The organism is Streptomyces uncialis (assembly GCF_001905345.1).
Classification (GTDB): Bacteria; Actinomycetota; Actinomycetes; order Streptomycetales; family Streptomycetaceae; genus Streptomyces; species Streptomyces uncialis.
This window is the reverse complement of sequence record NZ_LFBV01000009.1, coordinates 124,176-148,405: the sequence shown is the minus strand read 5'-3', so window position 1 is coordinate 148,405 and position 24,230 is coordinate 124,176. Positions and strand designations below refer to the sequence as shown.

Below are 24,230 nucleotides of genomic sequence, written 5' to 3'. Positions count from 1 at the left end.
GGCCCCCGAAGGACACCGCACCCGCGCCGGACGGCGTTACGCCTCCTCGTCCACCCAGCTCATGAGCTTGCGCAGCTCCTTGCCGGTGGTCTCCAGCAGGTGGTCCTCGTCGGCCTTCTTGTACTTGTTGTACTCCGGCAGCCCGGCCTCGTACTCCTTCATCCAGTTGTTGGCGAAGGTGCCGTCCTGGATCTCGCCGAGGACCTTCTTCATCTCGGCCTTGGTGTTGTCCGTGATGATCCGCGGGCCGGTGACGTAGTCGCCCCACTCGGCGGTCTCGGAGATGGACCAGCGCATCTTCTCCAGGCCGCCCTCGTACATGAGGTCCACGATGAGCTTCAGCTCGTGCAGGCACTCGAAGTACGCGATCTCGGGCTGGTAACCGGCCTCGACCAGGGTCTCGAATCCGGCCTTGACCAGCGCGGACGCGCCACCGCAGAGAACGGCCTGCTCACCGAACAGGTCGGTCTCGGTCTCCTCGGTGAAGGTCGTCTTGATGACGCCCGCGCGGGTGCCGCCGATGCCCTTGGCGTACGAGAGGGCGAGCGCGAAGGCCTTGTCCGTGGCGTCCTGCTCGACGGCGACGATACAAGGAACGCCGCGGCCCTCCTCGTACTGGCGGCGCACGAGGTGGCCCGGGCCCTTGGGGGCGACCATGCACACGTCGACGCCCGCCGGGGGCTTGATGAAGCCGAAGCGGATGTTGAAGCCATGGCCGAAGAACAGCGCGTCGCCGTCCTTCAGGTTGTCCTTGATGGACTCCTCGTAGACCTTGCCCTGGATCGGGTCCGGCACGAGGATCATGATCACGTCGGCCTCGGCGGCCGCCTCGGCGGGCGTCACCACGCGCAGGCCCTGCTCCTCGGCCTTGGCCTTGGACTTGGAGCCCTCGTGCAGCCCGACGCGGACATCGACACCGGAGTCGCGCAGCGACAGCGCGTGGGCGTGGCCCTGGCTGCCGTATCCGATGACGGCGACCTTGCGCCCCTGGATGATGGACAGGTCGGCGTCGGCGTCGTAGAACAGCTCGGCCACTGGGATTCTCCTTGATTCTGCCGGTGCGGCGGTTGTGCGTCCCACCGTACGACCGGTGGGGGTGTCGGGGTTCCGGGGTCTCGCGATGCGGGCGCGCGCGTGGGGTGGTACGCGCGCGGGAGCCGTCGTGGGAGGGCGCCCGCGCGGGTGATGCACCACCCCACGCGCGCGGAGGGTCCCGCGCACATGAGGGTCCGGGTCCGGGCCGTGGGGCCCGGTCCGGGCCGCTCACGGCCCGGCACGACCGGCCTGGTGGGCCGGGTGGTGACGGTCTCAGGCCGATCGGTCCAGGGCCCGCAGCGAGCGGTCCGTGATGGAGCGCGAGCCCCGGCCGATGGCGATGGTGCCGGACTGGACGAGCTCCTTGATGCCGAACGGCTCCAGCATCTTGAGCATCGCCTCCAGCTTGTCACTCGATCCGGTGGCCTCGATGGTGACGGCCTCGGGTGAGACGTCGACCGTCTTGGCGCGGAACAGCTGGACGATCTCCACGACCTGGGAGCGGGTCTCGTTGTCGGCGCGGACCTTCACCAGGACGAGCTCGCGCTGGATCGCCGAACCGGGCTCCAGCTCCACGATCTTGAGGACGTTGACGAGCTTGTTGAGCTGCTTGGTGACCTGTTCGAGGGGGAGTTCCTCGACATTGACCACGATGGTGATGCGGGAGATGTCGGGGTGCTCGGTGACACCGACCGCGAGCGAGTCGATGTTGAAGCCGCGGCGGGAGAACAGCGCGGCGATCCTCGCGAGGATGCCGGGGGTGTTCTCGACCAGGACCGAGAGCGTGTGCTTGGACATGACGGTCATTCTCTTCCTGCCTCAGTCGTCTTCCGGGCCTCAGTCGTCCTCGTTGTCGCCGAAGTCGGGGCGGACATCGCGGGCGGCCAGGATGGTGTCGTTGGAGGTCCCGGCGGCGACCATCGGCCACACCATGGCGTCCTCGTGGACGATGAAGTCGACGACCACGGGGCGGTCGTTGATGGCGTTGGCCTCCGCGATGACCTTGTCGAGGTCGTCGGGGGACTCGCAGCGCAGCGCGACACAGCCCATGGCCTCGGACAGCTTCACGAAGTCCGGGACCCGGGTGCCTCCGGCGGGCTTGCCGGGGACGGCCTGGCCGTCGCCCTGGGCGTCGTCCGGCCCGCTGTGCAGGACGGTGTTGGAGTACCGCTGGTTGTAGAAGAGGGTCTGCCACTGGCGGACCATCCCGAGGGCGCCGTTGTTGATGATGGCGACCTTGATGGGGATGTTGTTGAGGGCGCAGGTGGTGAGTTCCTGATTGGTCATCTGGAAGCAGCCGTCGCCGTCGACCGCCCACACCGTGCGTCCGGGCTGCCCCGCCTTGGCGCCCATCGCGGCGGGGACCGCGTATCCCATGGTCCCGGCGCCGCCGGAGTTCAGCCAGGTGGCGGGCTTCTCGTACTGGATGAAGTGGGCGGCCCACATCTGGTGCTGGCCGACGCCCGCGGTGAAGATCGTTCCCTCGGGGGCGAGTTGGCCGATCCGCTCGATGACGTGCTGCGGGGACAGGGTGCCGTCCTCGGGCTGCGTGTAGCCGAGCGGGTAGTTGTCGCGCCAGCGGTTGAGGTCGTTCCACCAGGCGGTGTAGTCCCCGGTGTGACCGTCGGTGTGCTCCTTCTGGACGGCCTGGACGAGGTCGGCGATGACCTCGCGCGCGTCCCCGACGATCGGCACGTCCGCGGCGCGGTTCTTGCCGATCTCGGCGGGGTCGATGTCCGCGTGGACGATCTTGGCGTACGGGGCGAAGCTGTCGAGCTTGCCGGTGACCCGGTCGTCGAAGCGGGCGCCGAGGGCGACGATCAGGTCGGCCTTCTGGAGCGCGGTGACGGCGGCGACCGAACCGTGCATGCCGGGCATGCCGACATGCAGCGGGTGGCTGTCGGGGAACGAGCCGAGCGCCATCAGGGTGGTGGTGACGGGCGCGCCGGTCAGCTCCGCGAGGACCTTCAGCTCGGCGGTGGCTCGGGCCTTCATGACGCCGCCGCCGACGTACAGGACGGGCCGCTTGGCCTGGGTGATCAGCTTGGCGGCCTCGCGGATCTGCTTGGCGTGCGGCTTGGTCACCGGGCGGTAGCCGGGCAGGTCCTGGGCGGGCGGCCAGCTGAAGGTGGTCCGCGCCTGGAGGGCGTCCTTGGCGATGTCGACGAGGACGGGCCCGGGGCGGCCGGTGGAGGCGATGTGGAACGCCTCGGCGATCGTGCGGGGGATGTCCTCGGCCTTGGTGACCAGGAAGTTGTGCTTGGTGATCGGCATGGTGATGCCGACGATGTCCGCCTCCTGGAAGGCGTCCGTACCGATCGCGGCGGAGGCGACCTGACCGGTGATCGCGACGAGCGGCACCGAGTCCATGTGCGCGTCCGCGATCGGGGTGACCAGATTGGTGGCGCCCGGCCCGGAGGTGGCCATGCAGACCCCGACCTTGCCGGTGGCCTGCGCGTACCCGGTGGCCGCGTGACCGGCCCCCTGCTCATGGCGGACGAGGATGTGACGCACCCGCCGGGAGTCCATCATCGGGTCGTACGCGGGCAGGATCGCACCTCCGGGAATGCCGAACACCGTGTCGGCCCCGACCTCCTCCAGGGAGCGGATGAGGGACTGCGCGCCCGTGACGTGCTCGACGGCGGACTGTCCTCCGGATCGGGGCCGCGGATGCGGATGGTGGGCCCCGGTGGCCTGCTCGGTCATCGTCATTCTCTTCTCGATGCTGAGGGGGTTTTTGCGAGGGTTGTACGGAGTGGTGCGGGTCTGGGTCGCGTGGTCGGTGGGGCGCCGGTGCAACAAAAAACCCCTCGTGCCGTGAGGCAAGCGAGGGGAGCGCGCCGGGTGCGTTCGCCGGGTGTGTTGGGCTACCCGGCTTCAGCCGACGCGCTGTCCAAGTACGAGAATTCGGGTGCGCATGGCTCAGACCCTCTCCCCGGCACGCAACCCCTGTCAAGTGGGTGGGATCTGGGTCTCATTATGTGAGCGCCGGGGCAGGCCCCGGTGGTAGGGGGCGGACGGATTCGCGGGGTAGGGGGCGGGGCCCCGGGTCTCGTAGGCGGCGGGTCCGCGCGGCTCGTACCCGCCCTGGCCCCGGCCGTCGTACCCGCTGTCGTGACCGGTGGGCAGCAGGGTGTCGTACGCGGCGTGGACGCCTCCGGCGAGCACCGGCTCCCCGGTGGCGTCCAGCGCCACCGGGAGAGCTCTCGGCTCGCGGGACGCGTCGGCCGGCTCACGGACGCCGTCCCGTTCCTGATCGCGGTTCCCGCCCCGCGGCGGCTCGCCCGGGACGTCGCGGGGCACCGGGAAGCGGCCGGTCGACAGGGCGCGCCGCAGCCGGTACTCGTCCAGCGGCGCGGAGAACGCCATGCCCTGGCCGTGGGTGCAGCCCATGGCGCGCAGCACGACGACCTGTTCCGGCAGGTCCACGCCGTCGGCGACGGAGTCGAGGCCGAGGTCGGTGGCGATCCGCAGCAGCCCGCTGGTGATCTTGTGCAGCCGCGCGGACTCGACGACACCCTCCACCAGGCTGCGGTCGAGCTTGAGCACATCGACGGGGAGCCGCCGCAGGGCCGTGATGGCCGCGTGGCCGCTGCCGAAGCCGTCGAGGCCGATCCGTACACCGATCCTGCGCAAGGCCGTCAGACGGCGCTCCAGCTCGTCCAGCGGTACCGCGGGCTCGCTGCCCGCCAGTTCGATCATCAGCGCGCCGGAGGCGAGGCCGTGCCGGGTGAGCAGCGCCTCGATGGAGCCGAGCGGCATGGAACGGTCCAGCAGCCGCCCGGCGCCGACCCGGACGACGACGGTCGTGGGGTGACCGGCGCGGGCGCGGTCGGCGGCACCGGCGACGGCCTCCTCCAGCATCCAGCGGCCCAGCTCCGCGGTGCGGTCGGCGTCGTCGGAGACCCGCAGGAACTCCGCCGGGGTGAACAGCAGGCCCTGCGCGGACCGCCAGCGCGCGTGCGCGGCGACGGAGCCGATCAGTCCGGTGCTCAGGTTCACCACGGGCTGGTGGAGCAGCGCGAACTCCCCGTCGTGGAGGGCGGCCCGCAGCCGCCCGGCCAGCTCCGCCTTGCGTACGACGTCGGCCTGCATCTGTGGCGCGTACAACTCCACCCGGCCCTTCCCGGCGGCCTTGGCCCGGTACATCGCGAGGTCGGCGTTGCGCAGCAGCTCGCCCTCGCCGACGCCGGGCTCCGCGAAGGCGACCCCGATGGACGCGGCGACCCTTACGTCGTTCCCGCCGATCGGGTAGGGCCGGGACAGGGTCATCCGCAGCCGGTCCGCCAGCTCGAAGATGTGCTGTTCGCGCGCGGCCTGGTCGCTGGAGCCGTCCCCGACGATGAGGGCGGCGAACTCGTCGCCGCCGAGCCGGGCGGCGGTGTCGCCCTGGCGGACCGCGTCCTGGAGGCGGCGGGCGGCCTGGACGAGGAGCTCGTCGCCCGCCTGGTGGCCGATGGTGTCGTTGACGGCCTTGAAGCCGTCGAGGTCGATGAAGAGCACGGCGGTGCCGTGGTCGCGGTCGGCGGCGCGGCGCCCGCCGAGCGCCTGGCCGACCCGGCGGGTGAACAGCGCGCGGTTGGGGAGGTCGGTGAGCGGGTCGTGCTCGGCGTTGTGCTGCAACTGGGCCTGGAGCCTCACCCGCTCGGTGACGTCCCGGCTGTTGAAGAGCAGCCCGCCGTGGTGGCGGTTGATGGTGGACTCGACGTTCAGCCACTGTCCGGCGCCGGAGCGGAACCGGCACTCGATACGGGTCGTCGGCTCGTCGGCCTGGCGGGCGGCGACGAATCTGCGGATCTCGTGGACCACCGCGCCGAGGTCGTCGGGGTGGATCAGGGAGGCCAGCTCGGTACCGACGAGCTCGTCGGCCTCCCGACCGTAGACCCCGGCGGCGGCCGGACTGACGTACCGCAGGACGCCGTTGGGCGCGGCGATCATGATGACGTCGCTGGAGCCCTGGACCAGGGACCGGAAGTGGTTCTCCTTCTGGGCGAGTTCCTGGGTGAGGCTGATGTTGTCGATGAGCATGATGCCCTGCCGGACGACGAGGGCGAGGACGACCGTGCACGCGGTGAACAGGACGACGCGGTCGATGCTGCGGTCGCTGAGGACGTTGTAGAGGATTCCCAAGGTGCAGACCGTGGCGGCCAGATAGGGCGCCAGCGCGGCGAGCGAACCGGCGATGGGCCGGGTCGGGTACCGGCCGGGGCCGGATTGCGGGGAGTGGGAGGGGTGGATCACGGCGTGCGGGGCGTGGGACGGGACGGACGGCGGTGTGTGCGTGTGCGGGTCCGTGTGCATGCCTGTGTGCACCAGGGTCCGACGGGGCCGTTCCTGGCGTGGCCCGTCCGGTCCGGGACGGTCCTGGTACGGGCGGTCCTGGTACGGGTGGCCCTCTTGCGGTCGGTCCCCGGGTGGTCCGCCCTGGCGCGGCCGCTCCTGATGGGGTCGGTGCGGTCGGTCCTGGTGCGGTCGGTCCGGGTTCTGCTGGTCCTGGTGCGGTCGGCCGCGGGGCGGCCGGCCCTCTGGGGGCTCCTCCGTACGGGAGGGGGCCCCTTGCGGGTGCCGCACATGTCCGTGGTCGCCGTGCCCGTGGTGGCCGTCGCCGTGCCCTTGATGCGGATGCCCCTCGTGGGTGTGGTCGGTGTGCCGGTGGCCGTCGTACGTGTGGCCCTCGTGCGGGCGCTTCGGCCCGGTGGAGCCGACGCCCGGACCACCGGCCGGACCACCGGCCGGGCTGCCGCCCGCGACGGGCGCGCGCGCGTGGGGGACGCGGGGCGCCGCCGGGGAACGGACGGCGGACGCGGCACGTGGGTGGGGCAGCGGAAGCGTGAGCAGATGCGGGTGGATATGCGCGTGGGGGTCGTCGGCGTGCACCCGCAGCGATGCCCAGGGCGCGTAGGCGAGCAGCAGGGAACCGGCGAACCAGCCCGCGTCGAGCAGCTGCCCGGAGCGGTAACTGGCGTGCAGCATGGGGGAGCTGAACAGCGCGTCGCACACCACGGTCACCGCGAGGGCGCCGATGGCGGTGTTCACGGCGGAGCGGTTCACCGGGGTGCGCCGGAAGTGCAGGGCGAGCACGATGCTCACGAGCGCGATGTCGAGCAGCGGGTACGCCAAGGACAGTGCGATCTGGGCGACGCTCTTGCCTTCGAACTGGGCCGTGTGCGCGAGGGCGAGGCTCCACGAGAGGGTGAGCAGCGAACCGCCGATGAGCCAGGTGTCGAGCGCGAGGCAGATCCATCCGGCACGGCTGACGGGACGCTTGGCGAGCATCAGCAGACCCACGATGGCGGGCGGCGCGAAGCACAGGAAGAACACGTCGGCGAAGCTGGGGCTCGGTACGGGGACACGCAGCACGACCTCGTACCATCCCCATACGGCGTTGCCCAGGGCCGCCATCGCGGAGGACAACGCGAAGAGGTACCAGGCACCGCGGAGACGGCTGCTCAGCGTACGGGCGTACAGCAGGCAGGACACGGCCGCGGTCGAAGCGGCCACGCTGAGCCCGAAGTCGCCCATGAAGAGCGCGACGCCGGAGGAGCCCCAGCCGAGAGCGGCTCCGGCCGCGTAGCCGCCGCACAGCATGGCGAGCACGATCTGGGACACCAGCCCGGTCCCGCCGCCGGCCTGCGGCCCGCGGGGGATGACGGCGCCCTGGGCGCTCACCGGTCGCTCCCCGACCGGGCCGGGGCGCGGTCCTGGTGGGCGCGAGTACATCGGCGGCGGGGGCGGGGGTGTCCGGGCCGGCCGGTCTCGTCGCCGGGTGCCCGGCGGCGGGCCGATGCCCGCCAGGATCGTCGGCGGCTTCTCCGCCGCGCCGGATCGTCGGTCCACAGGCCGTGCGTCATCCGCCGCCCCCCCCTCACAGTCCACTGTCGTGTTCCCCCGCGCCGAACAATCCGCGACGCAGCCCCTGTTGGCGACGATACACCAGTCTCGTCACTCAGGGACATAGTTCCTCTACTCTCCGTGACGATCAGCGGTGATTCCGACACACGGGGCATTTGGGGGATCACGGAGGATGTCCACGCGCCGCGGTGCCACGGGCCACCGGGACGGACGGCGGACCCGCGGACCGTTCCCGGCCGGTCCGGGGCCCGTGGGGGCGCGGCCGGGCCCGTGCCCCGTCCGGCCCCGGCAGCCGCCGGACGACGGGATCGCGTACCGACCAGCATGCCGGGCGGGGCGTCCCGGGCGCACGGGCGGGAGCGGAGCGCACTGCGGAGAAGCGCGGGTCGCGCACGGCGCGCGGACAGGGGTGAGCGTCGCGCCAGGGGGCGCGCGCCGCGGATCGCGCGCGTCAACCGCCCTGGTTCGCGCCCGGTCGGCCAGGGTGGACGAGGACGACGTTCTCCAGGGGCTCCCCCGCCGCGTACCGGGTGAGCTGAGCGGCGAGGAGCCGCTTGGCGCGCGGCAGGAACGCCGTGGAGGGGCCGCCCATGTGCGGGCTGATCAGCACACCCGGCGCGTGCCACAGGGGGTGTCCCTCGGGCAGGGGCTCCGGGTCGGTGACGTCGAGGGCGGCGCCGAGCCGGCCGCTCCGCAGTTCCGCGAGCAGCGCGTCGGTGTCGACAACGGCCCCGCGCGCGATGTTCACGAGCAGCGCGCCGTCCTTCATACGGGACAGGAGGTCCCGGTCCACCAGGTGCCGGGTCTGTTCGGTCAGCGGGGTGGCGACGACGACCACGTCGGCCTCGGGCAGCAGTCCGGGCAGCTCGTCCAGGGCGTGCACCGGTCCATGGGCAGTGACGCGGGCGGACCGGGCGACCCTGATGACCCGGGACACCTCGAAGGGCAGCAGCCGGTCCTCGATCGCGGCACCGATCGAGCCGTACCCGAGAACGAGCACCGTCCGGTCGGCGAGCGCGGGCCGGAACCCTGACTCCCACGCCCCCTTGTCCTGCGACCGGACGAAGTCCGGGACCCCCCGCAGCGACGCGAGGATCAAGGTCAGCGCCAGCTCCGCCGTACTGGCGTCGTGCACCCCGCGCGCGTTGCACAGCCGCACCCCGGGCCGCACGGACTCCAGGGCGGGCAGGATGTCGTCCACGCCCGCGGTGAGGGTCTGGATCACCTCCAGGCGGCGCATCAGGGGCAGCGCACCGGTCTTCACGGACGGCCGCTTCAGGTAGGGCACCACGAAGAAGGAGCAGTCCGCGGGGTCGGCGGGGTACGGCGTACGCCCGTCCTCACCGCCGTCCCAGAAGTGGCAGTTCAGGCCCTTGGGCAAGCCCTCGATCTCGTCCGGCGGGAAGGGGAGCCACACATCACCAGTCATGGTCACGAGGCTAAGGGAAGCCGTTCGCGGCGCAGAGGTTAGTTTGGGGGACCGCTCGGACCACGCAGGGGGAGGATTCGTCGAGGTGGAGCGCAGGACGATCGGCGCGACGGCACTCGAAGTGGGCGCGATAGGGCTGGGGTGCATGCCGATGAACTGGGCCTACTCCGCCTCCCGGCGAAACGGCGAGGAGTCCCTGCGCGCGCTGCACACCGCCCTGGACCTGGGCTGCACCCTCCTCGACACGGCCGACATGTACGGGCCGTTCACCAATGAGCTGCTGATCGGACGGGTGCTGCGAGAGCGGCGCGCGGACGCCTTCGTCACCACCAAGTGCGGTCTGCTGGTCGGCGATCAGCACATGGTGGCGGACGGCCGGCCGGGGTATGTGCGCCGGGCCTGCGACGCGTCCCTGCGGCGGCTCCGTACCGATGTGATCGATCTGTACCAGTTGCACCGCGCGGACCCCGAGGTGCCGGTGGAGGAGACCTGGGGTGCGATGGCCGAGCTCGTCGGCGCGGGCAAGGTGCGGGCCCTCGGCGTGTGCGCGCTCGGTGCCCGCGCGGTGCGCGGGAGCGGCGGACGGATGTACGAGGGAACGATCCGTCAGCTGGACCGGATGCAACAGGTCTTCCCGGTCAGCGCCGTCGAGGCGGAGCTGTCGGTGTGGTCCCCCGAGGCACTGGACTCCCTGTTGCCGTGGTGCGAGGCCCGGGGCGTCGGTCTCCTGGCCGCGATGCCGCTCGGCAGCGGCTATCTCACCGGGACCCTCACCCCCGGCCAGGGATTCGAACCCGATGACGTCCGGGCCCATCACCCGCGCTTCACCGCGGAGGTGATGGCCGCGAACCAGCCGATCGTCGCCGGGCTGCGCCGTGTGGCCCGGCGCCACGGTGGGGACGGGGCGGAGGCGGGGCGGGGCGACGAGGCGGGGGTCGGGGCAGGGCGGGACGCCGGGGTGGGGACCGGGGTCGGGGCGGACGACGGGCCGGGGGGCGGGGTGACCCCGGCACAGGTCGCGCTGGCCTGGGTCCTGGAGCGGGGCAGACATGTCGTCGCGGTGCCGGGCACCAAACGGGCCCGGTGGGTGAGGGAGAACGCCGGGGCGGCGGGGCTGAGGCTGACCGAGGGCGACCGGGCGGAGATCGCGGCGCTCCCCCGGGCCCGCGAATCCTGGTACTGACGGGTTCCGTCCGTCCCCGAGGGGTGCTGTGACGGGGCCCGGACGGAGCTGAGGTGCGATGGTGGGTGCGGGGGATGCCGGGGACGGCCGAAGAAGTGCGCGGAGGAACCGGGCCGCTGAGCCGGGGAACGAACGGCCGACGGCCCGTCGGCCGGGGTGGCCGGGGTGGCCGGGGTGGCCGGGGTGGCCGTCGGATCGGATACCGCGATCGGGAACCTTCGCCCCCTCAGCGGTGTATCAGAAGAAGAACCGCAGCGTCGAAGGGACCGATTACCGTGCAACGTCCAGCTGTGACGGCCGTACTGACCGCCGCCGCGCTCCTGCTCGCCGCCGGATGTTCGGGGGACGGCGCAGACAAGCCCGCCGAGTCCGCCGCCCGCGCCACGGAGTCGAGCGGCGCCCCGCCGTCCGAGTCCGCCAAGGCATCCGGCGGCCGTACACCCCCGGCGAAGGGAGCGGTCGATGTGGAGCGCACCGTGACCGAGGGCCTCGGCTCGCCCTGGGGTCTGGCCCCCCTGCCCGGCGGGGACCTCCTGGTCTCCTCCCGGGACGAAGGCACGATCAGCCGGGTCGACAGCGGCTCCGGCAAGCGCGTCGAGCTGGGGTCCGTCCCCGGCGTGGCCGCCGCGGGCGAGGGCGGGCTGATGGGGATCGCCCTCTCCCCTTCCTTCGCGTCGGACCAGATGGTCTACGCGTACTTCACCACCGCGTCGGACAATCGCATCGCCCGCATGCTGTACGACGAGGGCAAGCCCGCGGGGCAGCAGCTGGGCGCTCCGGACACCGTCCTGCGCGGCATCCCGAAGGGTATGATCCACAACGGCGGCCGGATCGCCTTCGGCCCCGACAAGTTGCTGTACGCGGGCACGGGCGAGGTCGGCGAGACAGGACTGTCCCAGGACAAGAAGTCCCTCGCCGGGAAGATCCTCCGGATGACCCCCGAGGGCGAGCCCGCCCCCGGCAATCCGCTGGGGGACGATTCGTACGTCTACTCGTTCGGTCACCGCAATGTCCAAGGTCTCGCCTGGGACGAGGAGAAGCGGCTGTGGGCCTCCGAGTTCGGCCAGAACACCTGGGACGAGCTCAACCAGATCGTCGCGGGGGACAACTACGGCTGGCCGGAGGTCGAGGGCAAGGCCGGTAAGGACGGATTCCATGATCCGGTGGCCCAGTGGCAGACCTCCGAAGCCTCGCCGAGCGGAATCGCCTACGCCGAGGGGTCGATCTGGATGGCCGGACTGCGCGGCGAGCGCCTCTGGCGGATTCCCGTGAGCGGGACGGACGGCGGAGGAGAGCCCCAGGCGTTCCTCAAGGAGGAGTACGGCCGGCTGCGTACGGTGGTCGGCGCGGGCACCGACAAGCTCTGGCTGGCCACGAGCGAGACGGACGGCCGGGGCACACCCAAGAAGGGTGATGACAGAGTCCTGGAGCTGAAGGTGAAGTGAGCCGCGCCGAGGCGGTATGAGCGGGTCCGGGTTCAGCCCGCCGAAGCGGAATCCGGATCCCGCTCGTCGCTCCTGGCTCCGCCGCCGTCCGCGCCGTCCCGGCCGTTGCCGTTCCGTGCGTCCCGCTCACGGTCTTCGGAAGTGGCCTGGCCGGGCAGGTCGGCGCTCGCGGGCTGCGGTGGGACACGGATGGTGACCTTGCCGGAGGTGAGATCGATCGGGCCTTGGCCAGGATCTCCGTCGTTCAGGTCGACCCGGGTCAGTTCGAGGCGCTGACGTTCGTCCTCGGTGTGCTTGCGGCCGGGAGCGAAGAGCTCCTGGATCGGGTTGAACACACTGCCTCCCTGGGCGAGTTCCTCCCTCCCAGGGTAGGCGAGGCGAAAAGTAACGGACCGTGACGCAAATGCCACGTTCCGCCCAGGGAAAGGAGGCGTCGAGCGATGAAGGAGAGGGACCGGACTCCGTCGGTCAGCTGGCCGGGCCGGCGGTACGGGGCTCCGGAGGGAACAGGCTCAAGCGGTGGGCGAGGGCGGCGGCCTCGCCACGACCGGAGACATTGAGCTTGCCCAGGATGTTGGACACATGGACGCTCGCGGTCTTCGGGGAGATGAAGAGCTCCTCGGCGATCTGACGGTTGCTGCGCCCGGCGGCGACCAGCCGGAGCACATCGCGCTCCCGGCTGGTGAGGCCGAGAGCGGTGACGGGGTCGGCCGGGGCGGGCGTCCGGCGGCCGGTGAGGGCGAGCCGGGCCCGTCGGGCCAGTTGGGCGACAGCCTCGTCGAGAGGTCGGGCGTCCAGATGCGAGGCGAGGGCGGCGGCCTGCCGGAGCAGCTCCGTGGCCCGGTCCCGGTCGGCCTCGGGGCAGCTGATGCCCTTGGCGATGCCCCCGTCCGGGGCGGCGCCGGACCGGGAACCACCGTCCGCCGCGCTACCGCCCGTGTCACTGCCGCGCGTGTCACTGCCACCCGTGTCGCTGCCGCCCCGGCCGGAGACATGCGGGCCGACGGCATCCGGGGCGGTGGAGGTGCTGGTGGTGGGTGTGTGGGTCAGAAGGGACTCGGCGAGACGGTAGCGGACCTGGGCCAGGTCGTAGGGGCGTTCCAGCGGGCCGAACGCGGCCACGACGTCCAGCCAGTCGGCCGGGGTGGCGAGATCCTCGGCACGGCGGAGCTCGGCGCGTACCCAGCGGTCGTAGGCGAGCCAGACGGGGACGCCGGTGGTGAGGGACTTGGCGGCGGCGCGGATGCGGTCCAGGGCGGCGGCCCGTCCGGGCTGGGCGAGGGGCAGTCCCCTGGTGTCGGCCTCGGCGGTGGCGGCGGCCCGGAGCAGGGGCCAGCCGTAGCGCTGGGTGCCCGGCGGGAATCCGGCGGCGATCACCGCGTCGAGTTCGACGCGGGCGTCCAGGATGCGGCCCTGGTCGGCGGCGACACCGACGGCGATCCGGGCGATCGGTATGGAGTGCTGCGGCATCCGGTCGTGGCTGCCGTACTCGCGGCGGGCCGCGTCGAGCTGACGGCCGGCCTCGGTGCTGTCGCCGCGGGCCAGGGCGAGATGCGCGGCCTGGATGGCGGCGGAGCCGCGCGGTTTGTAGCTGTGTCCGGCGCGCTGGGTGCGGAGGATGGATTCGGCGGCCTCGGACCAGCGGCCCAGCGTGTAGAGGGATTCGGTGCGGTTGCTCCAGATCCAGGCCTCGGTCTCGCGCAGACCGAAGTGGCGGGCGAGTTCGATGCCCTCGTCGAGGAGGGTGACGGCCTCTCGGGACCGGCCGACGGCTTCGAGGGCGGAGGGGAGGTTGACATAGCTGCGGCCGACACCGCCGACGCCGAGTTCCCTGGTGCGTTCCTTGACGGCGTACATCTCGGCGAGCCCCGCTTCGACGTCGCCCGCGTCGACCATGAGACCGCCGAGGGTGAGGCGGGCGTTCAGCTCGATGTCGTGGGCGCCGACCATGCGGGCGTACTCGACGGCGCGTTCGGCGGCGGCGAGGCTGTCCGGGCCCGGTTCATGGATCATGGACCAGCTCGCGACGCGGGCGAGGACCTCGGCGTGGACGTTCGACGGCGGCAGCCCACGGACGAGCTCCTGCGCGGTGGCGAGCTCCTGCCGGCCGTCGCCGCGGGCGAGGGCCTGGACGAGCAGGGAGCGCTGGACCCAGAACCACGCGGCGCGCAGGGAGTCGGGGTCGTCCTCCAGGAGACGCAGGGCACGCTTGGTGATCTTCAGTGCCCGGTCCCGCTCTCCGCAGAGGCGTCCGGCGACGGCGGCTTCGGCGAGGAGGTCGTAGTAGCTGAGGGGGGTGGTGGCGGGGTCGCAGACGCAGGACAGCGAGTCCTCGACGTAGTCCCCGACCATGAGTCCGGCGCGGACGGCCTCGGGCGCCGGGTCCCACAGCTCCATCCCGCGCTCCAGAAGGCGCAGTTGTTCGGCGTAGGCGTGCCGGTGGCGGGCCTCCAGGGACGCGCCCAGGACGGCGGGCAGCGCCTTGGCCGGGTCGTGTGCGTGGTACCAGTAGCTGGCGAGGCGGGTGGCGCGTTCGTCGGCGGGGACAAGGGCGGGTTCGGCTTCGAGGGCCTGCGCGTAGCGGCGGTTGAGGCGGGAGCGCTCGCCGGGCAGCAGATCGTCGCTGACGGCCTCGCGGACGAGGGAGTGCCGGAAGCGGTAGCCGTCGCTGTCGGGCATGGACTGGAGGATGCTCGCGCCGACGGCGGACCGCAGGGCCTCGATGAGGTCGTCGTCACCGAGACCGGCGACCGTGGCGAGCAGTTCATGGCCGATGGTGGAGCCGCCCTCGGCGGCGACCCTGACGACCCGTTGAGCATGGTCCGGGAGCCGTTCGACACGCACCAGGAGCAGGTCGCGCAGCGAGTCGGAGAGCGGTGGGCAGCGGTCCTCGCCCGCGGCGACGGAGAGTTCCTCCACGAAGAAGGCGTTGCCGTCGGAGCGGTCGAAGACCTCGTCCACCAGAGTGGGCTCCGGTCGGGTGGCGAGGATGCCGGCCATCTGGGCGCCGACCTCGTCCCTGCTGAAGCGGTTCAGCTCGATACGGCGGACGGTGCGCAGCCGGTCGAGCTCCGCGAGGAGGGGGCGCAGCGGGTGGCGGCGGTGGATGTCGTCGGCGCGGTAGCTGGCGAGGACGATCAGGCGGCCGCTGCGGAGGGTGCGGAAGAGATAGGCGAGGAGATGGCGGGTGGAGGCGTCGGCCCAGTGCAGGTCCTCCAGGGCGACGACGACATCGCGGTCGGCGGCGACACGTTCCAGCAGGCGGGCGGTGAGCTCGAAGAGGCGGGCCATGTCCTCCTCGCCGTGCCGGCCGCCGGGGGCCTCGCCCAGCTCGGGCAGGAGCCGGGCCAGTTCCTCCTCCTGCCCGGCCGCGGCTGCGGCGAGTTCGTCGGGGAGGTGGCGGCGCAGGGCGCGCAGCGCGGTGGAGAACGGGGCGAACGGCAGCCCTTCGGCGCCGATCTCGATACAGCCGCCGGTGACGACGACGGCGTCCCGGGCGCGGGCCGCGCGCGCGAACTCCTCGATCAGCCGGGTCTTCCCGACGCCCGCCTCCCCGCCGAGCAGCAGGGCCTGCGGCTCGCCCGCGGCCGCGCGGGCGAGTGCGTCGTGCAGTACGCCCATCTCGTCGGCCCGGCCGATGAACACCGGGCTCACAGATCTGGTCTCCACACCGCCGAGCATCGCACAGGGGTACCGCACTCCCCCAGAGGGTTTCCCCCGCGACCCCATGGACCGGTGCCCCAGGCCGTGCCCGTCGGCGGACCAGCCTGGTTCGTCCTCCCCAGGACGCCGAAACGCCGCGGTCGGGACGCCGGTGTCCGGCGCCCCGACCGTGGTGCGGGCTCTCTTGGTGCTGTCGGTGCGGGTCCCCGTGACCGCCGCCTCACAGGCGGACGGGGCGGGCCCGTTCACGCGGCGCGTGTGAAACGCTCGGGACCGGGTTCGCCCGCACTCACCTGCCCCTCCGCCTCGTACTGCGCGAGGCGGGCCCGGTCGGCCTTGCGGGCCTTGCGTACGGCGCGGACCAGACGGTGGTGGGCGGCCTCACGGTGGAGGTCCGCGGCGTGCAGCTGGTGTATCTCGAACTCGAACATCTTGACCCCTCGGCCGGTTGCGGTATCGCTTTCCGCGATGCCTCAACTCTCGCGGCCCAGGGGGTTCCACCGCATGGGGCGTGTGCCGCATCTTGTGGGTGACCGGCACCTTAGTGTTCGCCGTCCGCCCCCACGAAACGCCTTAGACGGGGCTCAGACGTCCTAGACCCCGCCCCCTGCTCCCCGCCCGCCCCGGGGTTCCGTGCGCTGAGCCCACTTGTTCCCGTGCGGGTCGCCCGTGGGGTGCGCAGTTCCCCGCGCCCCTGGATGCTGCCCCGGTCCGTCGCATTTCGGGTGCCGGTTCGCCCTCGTCCTTTGCGCAGTTCCCCGCGCCCCTTGAGGGGCACTCCACTCCGCGCGCAGTCGAAAGAACCCACCGGACGCGCCCCGAAGGGGCGGGGGGAACTGCGCGAAACCACCGAGCGACGGCACAAGGAACAAGCGCGTCACGCCGGACGGACCTCGGAAGCGCAAGCGAAGGCGACCCGCACGGGAACAAGTACGCCCACCCGGGCCGGACCTCGGAGGCGCAAGCGAAGGCGACCCGTCAGCCTGCCGTCGGCAGGCTCAGGAGCACGTCCGTGTACTTGGCGACCGACAGCAGCAGTCCGATGACGCCGAGCGAGACACCCGCCCAGGCGACGGACCTGACCCACGGGGCCTGCACCGTACCGGGCGTGCCGAACAGGGGCCTGACGAGCGTCGCCGCACCGACGATCAGGGCGACCAGGGCGAAGATGCCGCCCACCAGGGCCGTGGCGTGCCAGGCGTCGCCGTAGACCTCCTGGATCTGCTGGGCGACCCCGGCCCCCGAGGACGACGCCTCCAGCTGACCGATGATCGACTCCCGCGCGGAGGCGACCGTGCCGATCCAGCCGCCGCTCAGTCCGACGACGCCGAGCGCGGCGGAGACCACGGCCGCGGCGCCCTGGCCAACGCCCGAGGGCGCCTTGGCCACGGGGGCGGTGAGGTCCTCGTCGTCGATGCCCTCGTCGTCGTCATCGACCAGGTCGGTGCCGTCGTCGGCCACGGCGTCCTGGACGGTACCGTCCGGCACCGTGCCGTCCTTCTCCACCGTGTCCGTGGCGTTCGCCGCGTCCGGGGTCTTCGTCATACGGTCGGCGTCACTCTTCGCGGCGGTTTCGGGGGCGGCCCCGGCGGCACCGGATCCCGCTTCGGTGCCCGTGGCCGCGCTGTCGGCGCCCGCGGCGGCGTTGTCTTCAGTCCTCGTACCCATCCGGGCACCGTACGGACGCCGTCTGAGAGGTTCCTTAACGACGCCCGGGACGGCCTCGGGATTCACGCCTGACGGGTACCCCATTCGGGTGCCAGGACGGACCACATCTCCATGTCGTGGCGAACGTCCCGGTACGGATAGCTCTCGCGCAGCACCCCTTCGCGGCGCATTCCGAGCCGTTCCGCGACCCGCAGGCTGGGCTTGTTGGCGGAGGAGGCGACCCATTCGACACGGTGCATGCCGCGGTCGTGGAAGGCCCAGTCGATGAGTACCCGGGCGCCCCGGGTGACCAGACCGCGACCGGCGGCGTCGGGTTCGAGCCAGCAGCCGAGCTCGCAGTTGCCGGTCCCCGCGTCGAAGAGGCGGAAGAGCAGACCCCCGACAAGGGTGCCGTCCAGCCACAGGCCGTGCATGCTGCCGCTGTCGGCGGCGCGCTTGTCGGCGTACGAGCGCAGCATGGCGCGAGCGGCTTCCGCGTCGTGGATACCGGTGCCGAAGGAGACGTGCTGTCCGATGAACGCGCGTCCGCGGTCCAGATGGGCCAGGAACTCCTCGGCGTGCCAGGACTCCAGCGGGCGCAGTTCCGCGCCGTCGTCACCGAGTGTTCTCGCGTACATTCCTCAGCTCCTCAGCCAGGGGTGGGACCGGTCACCGCCCCGGAGGGCACCCTTGGCCGGGCGCCGTCACACGGGGGTCGCGGTCGCTTTCGTCGTCATACGTCCGCGTGTGTCGGCGCGTCGCGCCGCGCGGGAATCGTCGCATGTCCCGCCGGATCACCGGTAGCGGCTTTCGGCGCCTCGATGCTGATACGGGGCAGCAGCCGGTCCAGCCGGCGCGGCAGCCACCAGTTGGCGCCGCCGAGCATATGCATCAGGGCGGGCACCAGGAGGGTGCGCAGGACGAAGGCGTCCAGGGCGACGGCCGCGGCGAGCGCGATGCCGAACATGGCGATGACCCGGTCGCCGGTGAGGACGAAGGCGAGGAAGACGGAGATCATGATGACCGCCGCGGAGTTGATCACGCGGCTGGTCTCCGCGAGTCCGACCCGTACCGCGCGGCGGTTGTCCCGGGTCTCCAGCCATTCCTCGTACATCCGGCTCACCAGGAAGACCTGGTAGTCCATGGAGAGCCCGAAGAGGACGGACACCATGATCACGGGGAGGAACGGTTCGATGGGCCCGGCGCGGCCGAGGCCGAGGAGTTCGCTGCCCCAGCCCCACTGGAAGATCGCGACGACGACGCCGAAGGCCCCGGCCACGGCGGCGATGTTCATGACGGCGGCCTTGACGGGGATACCGATGGAGCGGAAGGCCAGCAGGAGCAGCAGACAGCCGAGGGCGATGACGACCCCGACGAAGAGCGGGAGCTTGCCGACGATGATCTCGGCGAAGTCGTCGTATCCGGCGGTCACACCCCCGACGTGGACGTCGAGGGAGGTGCCGTGCTCGGCGCGGGGCAGGACCTCGGTGCGCAGCCGGTCGACGAGCGCGCTGGTCTCCTGGGACTGCGGCGCGGATCCGGGGACGACGGTGAGGACCGCGGTGTCACCGGCGCCGTTGTGGACGGCCGGGGTGACGGACGCGACGTTCTCGGTGCTGCGCAGGGTGGCGGCGAGGCCGTCGAAGGCGAGGCGGTCGTCGGCGCCGCGGAGTTCGGCGACGAGGGTGAGGGGGCCGTTGACCCCGGGGCCGAACCCGTCGGCGAGGAGGTCGTAGGCCTGGCGGGTGGTGGCCGTCTCCGGGTTGTTGCCCTGGTCGGAGGTGCCGAGGTGCAGCGAGAGGGTGGGCAGCGCGAGGACCGTGATCACGGCGAGGGCGAGAGCGCCGAGGAGTTTGGGATGCCGTTCGACGAAGGCGGACCAGCGGGCGGCGAGACCGGTGGGGACCTCGGGTGCGGGTCCGTGCTCGGCCAGCCGTCGGCGTTCGCGGCGGCTGAGCGCGCGGGGGCCGATCCAGGCGAGCAGCGCGGGCAGCAGGGTCACGGACGCGGCGACGGTCAGGACGACGGTGAGGGACGCGGCGATGGCGACCCCGTTGAGGAAGCCGAGCCGCAGGATCAGCATGCCGAGCAGGGCGATGCAGACGGTGGCGCCCGCGAAGACGACGGCGCGGCCGGTGGTGGCGACGGCCCGGACCGCGGACTCCTCGACGGACAAGCCGCGTTTGAGGCCCTGCCGGTGGCGGGTGACGATGAACAGCGCGTAGTCGATGCCGACGCCGAGGCCGATGAGCAGGCCGAGCATGGGGGCGAAGTCCGCGACGGTCATGGTGTGGCCGAGCAGCACGATCCCGCCGTAGGCGGTGCCGACGCTGACGAGGGCCGTGGCGATGGGCAGCAGGGACGCGGCGAGGGAGCCGAAGGCCAGGAAGAGGACGACGGCGGCGACGGCGACACCCACGGCCTCCGCGAGATGTCCGCCGAGCGGTTCGGTGAGGGCGACGGCGGTGCCGCCGAGTTCGACGCGGAGGTCGTCGCCCGCGGCCCGCTGGGCCGTGGTGACAACGGCGTCGGCGTGGGCCGCGGTCAGTTCACCGACCGGCCGGTCGAAGGTGAGGGTGGCGTAGGCGGTGCGGCCGTCGGCGCTGATCCGGGTGGCGCCGCCGGGTCCGTCGGCGCCCGGCTCACCGTACGGGCTGGTGACATCGGCGACGGTGGGCAGTGCCGCGACCTCGGCGAGGGTCCGGGTCATGGTCTGTTCGACGGCGGCGGCGCGTACCGTGCCGCGTTCGGTGTGCCAGACGATGGTGTCGCTGTCGCCGCCCGCGCCGGGGAAGCCCTGGGCGAGGAGCTCGGTGGCGCGGCCGGACTCGGTGCCGGGGACCTCGTAGTCGTTGGAGTACGCGGAGCCGGTGAGGGCCGCGGCGGCGGCCGTGGCGCCGAGGGCGAGGAGCCACAGGAGGACGACCACGAGGCGTCGGCGGACGCACCATCGCGCGAGTGCTGCCACCGATGTGCTCCCAAGCCTCGTCGGATCTTCCTCGGGAACAGCCGGTACCCCGGTACAGCCGCCGGGACCGGACCCCAGGGTCACACGGGGGACGAACGGTACCGCCACGAAGAACATATGAACGTGGGGCCACTCTCGCAGCAACAAGAGATCGTTTGTCCGGTTCGTGGCTCTCGTCACAGAAGTCGGCGGACGTGTCGGCGGAAGTGGGCCGAGGGCGGCGGACGGCCCGGACCTGGGAGGGTTCCGCCCCTGCGCGGGCCCGTACGGACGGCGGAGGGCGGCGCACCGTCACCCGGTGCGCCGCCCTCCGCTCGTACTCATCCGTCCGTCGGGGGTCAGCCCTCGACGCCGAGACGCTCCAGGATCAGTTCCTTGACCCGGGCCGCGTCGGCCTGCCCGCGGGTGGCCTTCATGACGGCACCCACCAGGGCGCCCGCCGCCTGGACCTTGCCACCGCGGATCTTGTCCGCGATGCCCGGGTTCCCGGCGATGGCCTCGTCGACGGCGGTGGTGAGCGCGCCCTCGTCGGAGACGACCTTCAGGCCCCGCTTCTCGACGACCTCGTCCGGCGTGCCCTCACCGGCCAGCACACCCTCGATGACCTGCCGGGCGAGCTTGTCGTTGAGGTCGCCCGACGCGACGAGCGCGGCGACCCGCGCGACCGCGGCGGGGGTGATCCCCAGCGCGTCCAGGGCCCGACCGGACTCGTTGGCGTTGCGGGCCAGCTCGCCCATCCACCACTTGCGGGCGGCGGCGGAGTCGGCGCCCTCCTCGATGGTCGCGGCGATCAGGTCGACCGCCCCGGCGTTGAGGATGGACTGCATGTCGTGCTCGGTGACGCCCCACTCCTCGCGCAGCCGGTTACGGCGTACGCGCGGCAGCTCGGGCAGCCCGGCCCGCAGTTCCTCGACCCATTCCCGGGCCGGGGCGACGGGCACCAGATCGGGCTCCGGGAAGTACCGGTAGTCCTCCGCCTCCTCCTTGATCCGGCCGGAGGTGGTGGAGCCGGTGTCCTCGTGGAAGTGCCGGGTCTCCTGGACGATGGTGCCGCCGGTGTTCAGGACCGCGGCGTGCCGCTGGATCTCGAAGCGGGCGGCACGCTCGACGGAGCGCAGCGAGTTGACGTTCTTCGTCTCGCTGCGGGTACCGAACTTCTCGCGGCCGTACGGACGCAGCGACAGGTTCACGTCGCAGCGCATCTGGCCCATCTCCATCCGGGCCTCGGAGACACCGAGCGCCCGGATCAGCTCACGCAGCTCCGCGACATACGCCTTGGCGACCTCGGGAGCGCGCTCACCGGCGCCGGTGATCGGCTTGGTGACGATCTCGATGAGGGGGATGCCCGCGCGGTTGTAGTCGAGGAGCGAGTGCGAGGCGCCGTGGATTCGGCCGGTGGCGCCGCCCACATGGGTCGACTTGCCGGTGTCCTCCTCCATATGGGCGCGCTCGATGTCCACGCGGAAGACCTCGCCGTCCTCCAGCTGGACGTCCAGATAGCCGTTGAAGGCGATCGGCTCGTCGTACTGGGAGGTCTGGAAGTTCTTCGGCATGTCCGGATAGAAGTAGTTCTTCCGGGCGAAGCGGCACCACTCGGCGATCTCGCAGTGCAGCGCGAGACCGATCTTGATCGCGGACTCCACGCCGATCGCGTTGACGACCGGCAGGGAGCCCGGCATGCCGAGACAGGTCGGGCAGGTCTGGGCATTGGGCTCCGCGCCCAGTTCCGTGGCGCAGCCGCAGAACATCTTGGTCCTGGTGCCGAGCTCGACATGGACCTCCAGGCCCATGACGGGGTCGTACGACGCGAGCGCGTCCTCGTACGACACCAGGTCGGTCGTGACAGTCACGGTGAAACTTCCCTCTCAGCCCAGCAGGACATCGTCGTCACCGAGGCGCTTGAGCTCCCGGTAGAGGATGGCGAGGCCGGTGGCGATGGCGGCGGCGGACACCGCGGCGTCGAGCAGCCGCAGCGTGTCGTTGTCCGAGCGGGCCTTCCTGGCCTGCTTGAGGACGCTGACGGCGCCGAACGCCGTGGTGGCCATGGACAGGTACGTGCCGGACCGGGACTTCTTGAAGCCCTTGGCCTTGGTCAGTGCGCTCACAGCGACGGTGCCTCCTCTAGCAGCGGATGACCCCAGCGTTCCACGAACGCCGCCTCGACGGCGGCACCGACCTTGTACAGCCGGTCGTCCTTCATCGCCGGGGCGATGATCTGGAGACCGACCGGCAGACCGTCCTCGGGCGCGAGGCCGCAGGGCAGCGACATGGCCGCGTTGCCCGCCAGGTTGGTGGGGATGGTGCACAGGTCCGCGAGGTACATCGCCATCGGGTCGTCCGCGCGTTCACCGATCGCGAAGGCGGTGGTGGGCGTCGTGGGCGACACGATCACGTCGACCCGCTCGAACGCCTTCTCGAAGTCCCGGGTGATCAGGGTGCGGACCTTCTGGGCGCTGCCGTAGTACGCGTCGTAGTAGCCGGAGCTGAGCGCGTACGTGCCGAGCATGATCCGCCGCTTGACCTCGTCGCCGAAACCGGCGTCACGGGTGATCGCGGTGACCTCCTCGGCCGAACGGGTGCCGTCGTCGCCGACCCGCAGCCCGTAGCGCATCGCGTCGAAGCGGGCCAGGTTGCTGGAGCACTCGGACGGCGCGATCAGGTAGTAAGCGGAGAGCGCCAGGTCGAAGGACGGGCAGTCCAGCTCGACGATCTCGGCGCCCAGCTCCTTCAGCAGCGCGACGGACTCGTCGAACCGCTGGACGACGCCGGCCTGGTAGCCCTCGCCGCGGAACTGCTTGACGACACCGACCCGCATACCCGCCACGGAACCGTTGCGCGCGGCCTCCACGACCGGCGGTACGGGGGCGTCGATGGACGTCGAGTCCAGCGGGTCGTGGCCGCCGATGACCTCGTGCAGCAGGGCCGCGTCGAGGACGGTACGCGCGCAGGGGCCGCCCTGGTCCAGCGAGCTGGAGAACGCGACCATGCCGTAGCGGGAGACCCCGCCGTACGTCGGCTTGACCCCGACCGTGCCGGTCAGGGCGGCGGGCTGACGGATCGAGCCGCCGGTGTCCGTACCGATCGCGAGGGGCGCCTGGTACGAGGCGAGCGCCGCGGACGAGCCGCCGCCGGAGCCGCCCGGGACCCGGGTCAGGTCCCACGGGTTGCCCGTGGGGCCGTACGCGCTGTTCTCCGTCGACGACCCCATGGCGAACTCGTCCATGTTGGTCTTGCCGAGGATCACGACGTCGGCGGCCTTCAGCTTCTTCGTGAGGGTCGCGTCGTACGGCGGGATCCAGCCTTCGAGGATCTTCGAGCCGACGGTGGTCGGGATGCCGTCGGTGGTGAAGATGTCCTTGAGCGCGAGCGGTACGCCCGCGAGGGGGCCGAGCTTCTCGCCCGCCGCGCGCTTGGCGTCCACCGCGCGGGCCTGGGCGAGGGCGCCCTCGCGGTCCACGTGCAGGAACGCGTGGACCTTCTCGTCCACGGCCTCGATCCGGGCCAGGTGGGCCTCGGTGACCTCGATGGCCGTCAGCTCGCCGGAAGCGATGCGCGCCGCTGTTTCGGCGGCGGTCAGCCTGATGATGCTGTTCATGTCGGGCTTGTCCTCAGGCATGGCGATCAGTCCTCCCCCAGGATCTGCGGGACCTTGAAACGCTGCTGTTCATGGGCCGGGGCACCGGACAGCGCCTGCTCGGGGGTGAGCGAGGGTCGGACCTCGTCCGCGCGCATGACGTTCGTCAGGGGCAGCGGGTGGGAGGTCGGCGGTACGTCCTGGTCGGCGACCTCGGCGACGCGGGCTACCGCGCCGATGATGTCGTCGAGCTGACCGGCGAAGTGGTCGAGTTCTTCGCTCTTCAGGTCCAGGCGTGCCAGCCGTGCGAGGTGGGCGACCTCCTCGCGCGTGATGCCAGGCATGCGTCGATCCTCTGGGGTGAGTGGTGGTTTTGAGGCCAATCCTATGGGGCGGGGGTGTCTCTCCGCGAAACCCCTTGGCGGGGGGCCCGC

Annotated in this window: 17 protein-coding genes; 2 read left to right on the top strand and 15 right to left on the bottom strand. The window is 71.9% G+C overall.

Going from position 1 to position 24,230, the window contains the following annotated elements; translation table 11 throughout:
• Positions 1 to 36 precede the first annotated feature (36 nt).
• The 5 genes from ilvC to AB852_RS29310 all read right to left on the bottom strand — a co-directional run bounded on the left by ilvC (position 37) and on the right by AB852_RS29310 (position 9,316).
• Positions 37 to 1,035, bottom strand: coding sequence for a ketol-acid reductoisomerase (ilvC, locus tag AB852_RS29330; RefSeq protein WP_073793250.1), 999 nt, complete (start codon positions 1,033 to 1,035; stop codon positions 37 to 39).
• Between the two features lie 273 nt (positions 1,036 to 1,308).
• Entirely contained in the window at positions 1,309 to 1,833 is a 525-nt protein-coding gene (gene ilvN, locus AB852_RS29325; RefSeq protein WP_073793416.1) for an acetolactate synthase small subunit, read from the bottom strand.
• A gap of 39 nt (positions 1,834 to 1,872) precedes the next feature.
• Positions 1,873 to 3,741 (bottom strand): acetolactate synthase large subunit, encoded by a 1,869-nt coding sequence (locus AB852_RS29320; RefSeq protein ID WP_178391150.1) that lies wholly within the window; start codon positions 3,739 to 3,741, stop codon positions 1,873 to 1,875.
• Between the two features lie 246 nt (positions 3,742 to 3,987).
• The gene (locus AB852_RS41055; RefSeq protein ID WP_425444193.1) at positions 3,988 to 7,755 is read right to left on the bottom strand and encodes a putative bifunctional diguanylate cyclase/phosphodiesterase; all 3,768 of its coding nucleotides are present in this window, start codon (positions 7,753 to 7,755) and stop codon (positions 3,988 to 3,990) included.
• 583 nt (positions 7,756 to 8,338) lie between these two features.
• Complete coding sequence (locus AB852_RS29310; RefSeq protein ID WP_178391149.1) at positions 8,339 to 9,316, bottom strand: 2-hydroxyacid dehydrogenase; 978 nt, start codon at positions 9,314 to 9,316, stop codon at positions 8,339 to 8,341.
• An 85-nt stretch (positions 9,317 to 9,401) separates the two neighbouring features.
• On the opposite strand from AB852_RS29310, the gene AB852_RS29305 reads away from it, so the two are divergent.
• Positions 9,402 to 10,499: an aldo/keto reductase gene (locus AB852_RS29305; RefSeq protein WP_073793247.1), complete on the top strand. Its 1,098-nt coding sequence runs from the start codon at positions 9,402 to 9,404 to the stop codon at positions 10,497 to 10,499.
• A 290-nt stretch (positions 10,500 to 10,789) separates the two neighbouring features.
• The gene (locus AB852_RS29300) at positions 10,790 to 11,944 is read left to right on the top strand and encodes a PQQ-dependent sugar dehydrogenase (protein WP_073793246.1); all 1,155 of its coding nucleotides are present in this window, start codon (positions 10,790 to 10,792) and stop codon (positions 11,942 to 11,944) included.
• A 32-nt stretch (positions 11,945 to 11,976) separates the two neighbouring features.
• Here AB852_RS29300 and AB852_RS29295 read toward each other — a convergent pair whose 3' ends face one another.
• The 10 genes from AB852_RS29295 to gatC all read right to left on the bottom strand — a co-directional run bounded on the left by AB852_RS29295 (position 11,977) and on the right by gatC (position 24,140).
• A complete protein-coding gene (locus AB852_RS29295; protein WP_073793245.1) occupies positions 11,977 to 12,279 on the bottom strand; it encodes a DUF6191 domain-containing protein in 303 nt (100 codons plus the stop codon).
• A gap of 133 nt (positions 12,280 to 12,412) precedes the next feature.
• Positions 12,413 to 15,625, bottom strand: a complete 3,213-nt coding sequence (locus tag AB852_RS29285) for a helix-turn-helix transcriptional regulator (RefSeq protein ID WP_079185008.1) — start codon at positions 15,623 to 15,625, stop codon at positions 12,413 to 12,415.
• Positions 15,626 to 15,852: 227 nt separating this feature from the next.
• On the bottom strand, positions 15,853 to 16,038 hold the full coding sequence (locus AB852_RS29280) for a hypothetical protein (protein WP_073793244.1): 186 nt from the start codon (positions 16,036 to 16,038) through the stop codon (positions 15,853 to 15,855).
• Between the two features lie 547 nt (positions 16,039 to 16,585).
• On the bottom strand, positions 16,586 to 17,275 hold the full coding sequence (locus tag AB852_RS29275) for a hypothetical protein (RefSeq protein WP_073793243.1): 690 nt from the start codon (positions 17,273 to 17,275) through the stop codon (positions 16,586 to 16,588).
• A 62-nt stretch (positions 17,276 to 17,337) separates the two neighbouring features.
• Positions 17,338 to 17,892 (bottom strand): GNAT family N-acetyltransferase, encoded by a 555-nt coding sequence (locus AB852_RS29270; protein ID WP_073793242.1) that lies wholly within the window; start codon positions 17,890 to 17,892, stop codon positions 17,338 to 17,340.
• A 95-nt stretch (positions 17,893 to 17,987) separates the two neighbouring features.
• Positions 17,988 to 20,222 carry an MMPL family transporter gene (locus AB852_RS29265; protein WP_073793241.1) on the bottom strand — a complete coding sequence of 745 codons (2,235 nt, stop codon included), beginning with the start codon at positions 20,220 to 20,222 and terminating at the stop codon, positions 17,988 to 17,990.
• A gap of 338 nt (positions 20,223 to 20,560) precedes the next feature.
• On the bottom strand, positions 20,561 to 22,072 hold the full coding sequence (gatB, locus tag AB852_RS29260) for an Asp-tRNA(Asn)/Glu-tRNA(Gln) amidotransferase subunit GatB (protein ID WP_073793240.1): 1,512 nt from the start codon (positions 22,070 to 22,072) through the stop codon (positions 20,561 to 20,563).
• A 15-nt stretch (positions 22,073 to 22,087) separates the two neighbouring features.
• Positions 22,088 to 22,327: a hypothetical protein gene (locus tag AB852_RS29255; RefSeq protein WP_073793239.1), complete on the bottom strand. Its 240-nt coding sequence runs from the start codon at positions 22,325 to 22,327 to the stop codon at positions 22,088 to 22,090.
• Positions 22,324 to 23,817: an Asp-tRNA(Asn)/Glu-tRNA(Gln) amidotransferase subunit GatA gene (gatA, locus tag AB852_RS29250; protein WP_073793415.1), complete on the bottom strand. Its 1,494-nt coding sequence runs from the start codon at positions 23,815 to 23,817 to the stop codon at positions 22,324 to 22,326. The genes AB852_RS29255 and gatA overlap by 4 nt, the downstream gene beginning before the upstream one ends.
• A gap of 26 nt (positions 23,818 to 23,843) precedes the next feature.
• Positions 23,844 to 24,140 (bottom strand): Asp-tRNA(Asn)/Glu-tRNA(Gln) amidotransferase subunit GatC, encoded by a 297-nt coding sequence (gene gatC / locus AB852_RS29245; protein ID WP_073793238.1) that lies wholly within the window; start codon positions 24,138 to 24,140, stop codon positions 23,844 to 23,846.
• Positions 24,141 to 24,230: the final 90 nt, after the last annotated feature.

Excerpts from the sequence above, each read along its gene's own strand:
- AB852_RS29280 (WP_073793244.1), bottom strand. The coding sequence starts at position 16,038 with ATGTTCGAGTTCGAGATACACCAGCTGCACGCCGCGGACCTCCACCGT.
- AB852_RS29270 (WP_073793242.1), bottom strand. The coding sequence starts at position 17,892 with ATGTACGCGAGAACACTCGGTGACGACGGCGCGGAACTGCGCCCGCTG.
- gatC (WP_073793238.1), bottom strand. The coding sequence starts at position 24,140 with ATGCCTGGCATCACGCGCGAGGAGGTCGCCCACCTCGCACGGCTGGCA.
- AB852_RS29285 (WP_079185008.1), bottom strand. The coding sequence starts at position 15,625 with ATGCTCGGCGGTGTGGAGACCAGATCTGTGAGCCCGGTGTTCATCGGC.
- ilvN (WP_073793416.1), bottom strand. The coding sequence starts at position 1,833 with ATGTCCAAGCACACGCTCTCGGTCCTGGTCGAGAACACCCCCGGCATC.
- AB852_RS29310 (WP_178391149.1), bottom strand. The coding sequence starts at position 9,316 with ATGACTGGTGATGTGTGGCTCCCCTTCCCGCCGGACGAGATCGAGGGC.
- gatA (WP_073793415.1), bottom strand. The coding sequence starts at position 23,817 with ATGAACAGCATCATCAGGCTGACCGCCGCCGAAACAGCGGCGCGCATC.
- AB852_RS29275 (WP_073793243.1), bottom strand. The coding sequence starts at position 17,275 with ATGGGTACGAGGACTGAAGACAACGCCGCCGCGGGCGCCGACAGCGCG.
- AB852_RS29320 (WP_178391150.1), bottom strand. The coding sequence starts at position 3,741 with ATGACCGAGCAGGCCACCGGGGCCCACCATCCGCATCCGCGGCCCCGA.
- AB852_RS41055 (WP_425444193.1), bottom strand. The coding sequence starts at position 7,755 with ATGTACTCGCGCCCACCAGGACCGCGCCCCGGCCCGGTCGGGGAGCGA.